Genomic DNA, 6000 nt, shown 5'->3' with positions numbered 1-6000 from the left:
CGGTGGCGAACCTCACCTACCGGGCGGTGTTCAGTCAGGACGCCTCCAGGTCCAGCGGGTTCTGGTTGCGCACCAACGCCCAGGGTCACTGGGAGTTCGTGATCGGGATCACCGACAGCCAGTACACGACCGTCGCCGCCCAAGGCCTCGCCACCGCCGGGACCTGGACGCACCTGTGCGGCACGTGGGACAAGGCCACCTCCACGATGATGCTGTTCGTCGACGGCACCCTCGCCGGCTCCCAGACCGTCACCGGGATCAGTGCCCAGGGAGCGTTCACCATCGGCCGCTACAAGTACCTGGACGGCTACGCCGGCGCCTTCGCCGGCGTCATCGACGACGTCCGCGCCTACGTGGGCGGCATCACCGACGCCGCCCGCATCAGGGCCATCATGAACGACGGCTGAACCCGCCGCTCCGGACGCCGGCGGCGTCCGGAGCGGCGCTTCTAGCCGCGCTTGGGCCAGATCGGGCCCTGGTCGGTCCAGGTGACGCCCTTGTTGTGGCACAGGCAGAAGGGGTGGCCGATCGGGTCGGTGTAGACCCGCCAGCCGTAGCCTTCGGGGCCGATGGAGTCCTGATGCAGCGTCGCGCCGAGGTCGAGGACGCGGCGCTGCTCGGCGTCGATGTCGTCCACTTCGAAGTCGAGATGGAACTGCTTGGGGTGCTCGCTGTCGGGCCACCGCGGGGCGCGGTAGTCGTCCACCCGGATGAAGGCCAGCTCGATCTCGCCGAACTGGATACCGGCCCAGTTCTCGTGGCCGCCTTCCTTGATCGGGCGGCCTGTCACCTCGGAGTAGAAGGCCGCCAGCTTCATGGTGTCCGGGCAGTCGATGATGAAGTCGGTGAGTCGCAGCATCCCATGAGCTTGCCACGACGTCATGCTTCGCCAGCCGCGTCGGCTATTCGGAACGCGCCATGTTCCGGTTACCGCGGTCCCTCTACCAGGAGATGGGCGTCACGACCCGCGTCCAGGCCATCATGCGAGCCCAAGAGCAAGGCCGGCTGCGCACCGACGTCCGTTAGCGGCCACTTGGTCCGGGACACGCGGCCTGCCGGGTCAGATCACCGTGGCGAAATCCCCGATGTCACCGATCGCGTCCTCCGCGGTACCACCTAGCACCGGGTCGTCCAGAAGTCCGTTCAGGAAGGCGAGCAGCCGAGCGCTGACGGTCCCGTGCAACCTGCCGAGGTGGCCCATGCAGGTTACGGCCAGCATACGCAACTGAGGATCGTTTCCCTCTCGCAGTTGCTCCATCAGTAGATCTTCCATCCAGGCACGGTCCGGATCGTTGTACGTCAGCGAGAGGAGCGCTCGCGTCGATCGAGATACGTCTCCGCTCGCGAGCGCTTCCAGCATTTCCGCGCGCCATTCCAGGTCCGGAGATATGTCATCGCTCACGGTATGATATCCCCCGAATTGATGGCGCGTCGCAACGCATTCTTCGCGAGCTGCATGCCTTTATCTGTGTCGATGTCCTCACGCACATGCCCATGGAAGAATTCATTCGTTCCGTCTGCGATCGTGCAGCCGCAATTGACCACCTCCGTGCGGTCCAGAATAACGGCATCACCATTGCTCGGATCCACACCGACTCGACGCACGGACGTCGGCTTGATCTGGACCGAGTTGTCCAGGGCGCCCTGACCGTCAGATGGTGCCCTGCTGCTCCCGCCGCGAGAGGTCGCCCGCGCCTGGGACCCATGCTTCGGATTGGGCTGGTAAATACGTTTGCCGCAATTGTGAACGAGGACCGGCTTCGTCCCTGCCAGCACATAATACGTGTGGGTGTTGGCGACGGTCAGGTCGTGGACGGGGGGGTGGGCCGCGCGGGGGGTGGTGGTGACGACGGAGAGGGAACGGCCGCCGGGGGTTCGGAGGCGGTCGGCGGTGGTGAGGTCCTCGGCGCGGACCCAGGTCCTGTCCTTGGTGTCCCAGAACAGGTGGTGCTCGGTGGCGAGGATGACGGCGGTGGCGTCGCCCTTCCTGCCGTCGGTGTCGACGGTGATCTGGACCAGGTTGAGGTAGGCGACGCCGGTGAAGGCGGCGACGACGGGCTGGGGAGCCGTCCGGCCGGTCAGCGGGTCGGTGGCCAGCACCTTCTCGCCGGGCTTGATCTTCTCGATGGCCTTGGTGGAGCCGTCGGCGAGTTTGACCATGGTGCCGGCGACGAAGCTGCTGCAGCCCCGCGGGGATCCGGAGCCGGCGCGCGGCTTGCCCCCTGACTTGGCCGCCGCCCTGGCCGACGCCTTGGCCGCCGCCCCCTCGGCGGCCTCGTCCGCGGCGCCGCCCGCCTTGCCCAGGGCGGCCCTGGCCTTGCCGGCCGCCTTGCCGAGCGCTCCGGCGACGACCTTGCCCGCCGAGGTGGTGGCCAGCTTGCCGATCGCCGCCGAGGCGGCCTTGCCCGCGAAGCCGCCGGCCGCGCCGCTGACCGCGCCGATCGCCGCGGCCTTGAAGGCGCCGCCCGCGCTCCACTGGTCGCGCGGCGTCGAGACCAGGTAGCCGGCCATGTTTCCCGCGGCTCCGCCCGCGGCCGCGCAGCCGACGCTCCCGACCCCGCCCGTGGCCACCTCGCAGCCGACGGTGACGGTGATGGTGACGGCGACGTTGACGATCGTGGCCTTGTGCTGCTCCCAGATGTTCTTCGCCTTGCAGCCGAAGCTGAAGGTGCCGCAGTGGCGTGGGGCGCTCGGCGCCGGGGGACCGCCGCCACCACCGCCACCCGGGTTCTTGCCACCGCCACCGCCGCAGTTCTTGCCGGCGTAGTAGCAGTCCTGGTTTCCCGACAGCGGGCCGTCGAGGCCGGAGGGGTCGCTGACCGTGACGGGGTTGTTGCCGGCGTAGGAGTAGCCGTTCCAGCTTTGGGGGTCGCCGTTGTCGAAGACGGGGTCGACGGAGATGAACCGGCCGGTCTCGGCGTCGTACTCGCGGGCGCCGAGGTGGGTGAGGTCGGTGGACTCGTCGATGACGCCGCCGACGAAGCCCCGCTGACCGGGCCAGAACGACGGTGGCGTGCCGCGCTGCCGGCCGAAGGGGTCGAAGCGGCGGCGCAGGGGGGTCTGGGCGGCGTCGTCGGAGACCGAGACGTCGGTGGTGCCGTGGTGGTCGCCGGCGAGCCAGGTGAGGCCCTTTCCGCTGGTGCGGGCGGCGACGACCTGGTCGCCGTGGTTGTAGTAGCGGGTCGCGCTCTTGGATTGGGTGGTCTTCTCCAGCCGGATCTCCATCCCGGCGACGTAGAGGGTCGTCGAGGTGGGGTCGCGGCGGATGAGCCGATCGTCGTCGGCGCCGTAGACGAAGGTGCTGACGCCCGAGGGGTCGGTGGACTTGGCGAGGTGGCCTTCGACGTCCCATTCGAGGGTGCGGCCGGACCCGCGTTCGGTGGTGTTGCCCGCGGCGTCGTAGGCGTAGGCGTCGGTCTGGCCGTCGCGCTCCCCGCCCTGGTAGGCGACCGAGGTCAGGGTGTGCGGCCGAGGCTTGCCGGGCCCGGTGTAGCTGAAGGTCTTGGTGACGTCGCCGCCGGTCTGGTGGTCGACCTCCTTGGTGCGCTCGCCGAGCCGGTCGTAGCCGAAGGACTGCCAGTACGGGGCGGGGCCGCCGATCACGGCGGCCGACGGCGTCGCCGCGCAGTCGCCGCCCTGGGTCCACGCCTCGGTCAGGCGCTGCAGGTGGTCCTGCCGGAAGCACTGCACGTCGGGCGTCTGGCCGGACGGCGTGTCGGCGATCTGGGTGATGTTGCCGGTGTCGTCGTAGGTGTAGTTGGTGTCGGCCACCGAGATCGGGGAGGTCTCCCGCTCGAACAGCGACCGGGTGAGCCGGCCGGTGCCCTCCTCGTAGAAGTTGGTCTCCTTCAGCCGCTTGCCGCCGCTGGACAGCGTCATGTCCAGCAGGTCGCCGAGCTTGGAATAGGTGCTGGCGGTGACGTACGGGTTCAGGCCGCGCGTGGTTGTGGGATCGCCGAGCTCGTCGTAGTCGTAGAGCATCGTCTCCCCGGGCAGCCCGCCGGCCGCGGGCAGCACCGTGCGGTGCACGGTCCCGTCGAGGTTGTAGTCGCTGCCGGTGGTGTAGGTGCCGGCCAGCGCGCCCTCGGCGGCGGGGATGATCGTCTGGGTCTGCAGCGGCCGGTAGGCGTCGTCGAAGCGGGTGACGGCCGTGATGTAGGGGTCCATCGCGCCCGTGGCGGCGTTCTTGACGTACCGGGTCGATGAGGTCGGCTGGCCCTTGACGACGCTGCCGTCCAGCAGGGTGTCGTACGTCCATTCGGCGAGCCTGGTGCCGCTCGCCGAGGTGCCCTCGTACTCGGCGGTCTTGCGGCCGAGGGCGTCGTAGGTGAAGGACATGCTCGTGCCGCGGGCGTCGGTGACCGTGCGCGGCCAGTCGGTCCGGTCGTCGTAGCCCAGCTTCGCGGTCCCCTTGTCGGGGTCGTCGACCTGGACGAGGCGGCCGAGCAGGTCGTAGTGGTAGCTCCAGGTGTTGCCGTCGGCGTCCTTGACCGTCGCGGCCTGCCCGGTGGGGGTGTAGGTGTAGCGGGTGGCGTCGTAGTCCCCGCTGGGGCCGTCCCCCTTGTACTGCCGGAGCTCGACGAGCCGGCCGTCCGCGTCGGTGATCCGCGTGATCGGCGTGGACCCGGTGGGCGGGTCGACGCTCACCCGGTCGCCGCCGTAGGTCGTGGTGGTCCGCCACTGTTCCTGGCCGCGCTTGCGGAAGATCTGCGCGGTGGGCCATTCCATGCCGTTGTACAGCGTGACGTCCTGTCCAGGGACGTCGTTGTCGTCGGCCGGCTTCCACAGGGTGGTGCCGGGCGAGCCTTCGGCGTAGTACTCCTGGTTGCTCTTGCCGGCCAGGCCGCGGGTGTCGTAGAAGGTGTCCGCGACGACCCGGCCGCCGCCCGGCGCGGGCTGCTGGGTCTGCCGGTGGCGCAGCAGGCCGTCGTACAGGGCGTAGCCGGTGGTGTAGTTCGTCCCGTCGTTGCGGAGTGCCGAGGTGGACACCGAGGCCGGCCCGTCCGCGCGGATCAGGTAGCCGAACCTCATGTTCGGGGTGGCCGTGTAGGACGATTTGGCGCGGCCGGGGAGCCACACATCGGTGAGCCGGCCCAGCGGGTCGTAGGCCAGGTCGGTGCGTTTGCCGTTGACGTCGAGCGTGGCGACCGGCTGGCCCCAGGCGGGTTCGATCTCGGTCCTGGTGACGTGGCCGGCCGCGTCGGTCTCCTGCTTGACGGTGGCAAGGCCGGTCGCCGGGGTGTAGGCGGTGGTCGTCGTGCCGCCGGAGGCGTCGGTCACCACCAGAGGCCGGCCGTAGTCGTCGAAGGTGGTGGTGCCGACGGTGACGTACCGCGGGCCGCCGTTCCAGGAGCCGAGCTTCTCTGTCCTGGTGACGTCGCCCTTGGCGGGCACGGCGCCGAGCGCCTTGCCGTCGTAGTACTTGCGCACGTCGGAGAGCACGTCGCCGGGCCGGTCGGGCGTCGCGGCGCACGCCTTGGCGACGGTCTCCACGCGGGAGGCGTAGGAGACCAGCCATTTGGCGTCGTCACGGGCGGTGTAGGTGGTGCGGGTGCACTGGTCGTCGCCTGCGGCCGACTCGTCGCCCACGTCGTCCACCTGGGTGGGCAGGCCGTCGGTGTTGTAGACGGTGCCGGTCGAGGTGTACCGCCAGCCGCCGGACGCCAGCGCCGTGCGGACGCGTTCCTGGTTCTCCCGCACCATGGTCGCGGTCGTCGTCCCCCAGGAGCGCACCCGCTTGGCGGTCTGCTTCACCCAGTAGCCGGTGATGGTGCCGCTCATGGCGGGACCACCGGGGCCGTCGTAGTGGATCTCCTCGTGGGCGCGCCCCTGCAGGGCGTCGGCGTCGTCGACCGGCGTGCCGTCGGAGGCGGTGACCTTCACGTCACGGGTGCCGCCATCGGGCAGCTCGTCGCCGTCCATGCCGCGGAAGTAGATGAACTCCGACTGGGAGAGCCGCTCGGGGGCCTCGCCGTGGGTGACGCGCACCTTGCCGTAGCC

At 69.9% G+C, this 6000-nt stretch carries 4 protein-coding genes; 1 reads left to right on the top strand and 3 read right to left on the bottom strand.

All coding sequences use genetic code 11. The features are described from left to right. The coding region (locus NYZ98_RS38655; RefSeq protein ID WP_262849994.1) for a LamG domain-containing protein at positions 1–407 on the top strand (407 nt) is incomplete at its 5' end. Positions 408–448: 41 nt separating this feature from the next. Here NYZ98_RS38655 and NYZ98_RS38650 read toward each other — a convergent pair. From NYZ98_RS38650 to NYZ98_RS41650, 3 genes are all read right to left on the bottom strand, one after another. Then, positions 449–859 (bottom strand): VOC family protein, encoded by a 411-nt coding sequence (locus NYZ98_RS38650; RefSeq protein ID WP_262849992.1) that lies wholly within the window; start codon positions 857–859, stop codon positions 449–451. Between the two features lie 201 nt (positions 860–1060). After that, positions 1061–1402, bottom strand: a complete 342-nt coding sequence (locus NYZ98_RS38645; protein ID WP_262849990.1) for a hypothetical protein — start codon at positions 1400–1402, stop codon at positions 1061–1063. Further along, entirely contained in the window at positions 1399–3225 is a 1827-nt protein-coding gene (locus tag NYZ98_RS41650) for a polymorphic toxin-type HINT domain-containing protein (protein WP_407696444.1), read from the bottom strand. The genes NYZ98_RS38645 and NYZ98_RS41650 overlap by 4 nt, the downstream gene beginning before the upstream one ends. Between the last annotated feature and the right edge of the window lie 2775 nt (positions 3226–6000).

Source organism: Sphaerisporangium corydalis (assembly GCF_025506355.1).
Lineage (GTDB): Bacteria > Actinomycetota > Actinomycetes > Streptosporangiales > Streptosporangiaceae > Sphaerisporangium > Sphaerisporangium corydalis.
Note: the sequence above shows the minus strand (reverse complement) of the source record. Positions and strands in the feature narration are given on the sequence as shown.

Coding starts and splice junctions, on each gene's coding strand:
- NYZ98_RS38650 (WP_262849992.1), bottom strand. CDS start 859: ATGCTGCGACTCACCGACTTCATCATCGACTGCCCGGACACCATGAAG.
- NYZ98_RS41650 (WP_407696444.1), bottom strand. CDS start 3,225: ATGGAGATCCGGCTGGAGAAGACCACCCAATCCAAGAGCGCGACCCGC.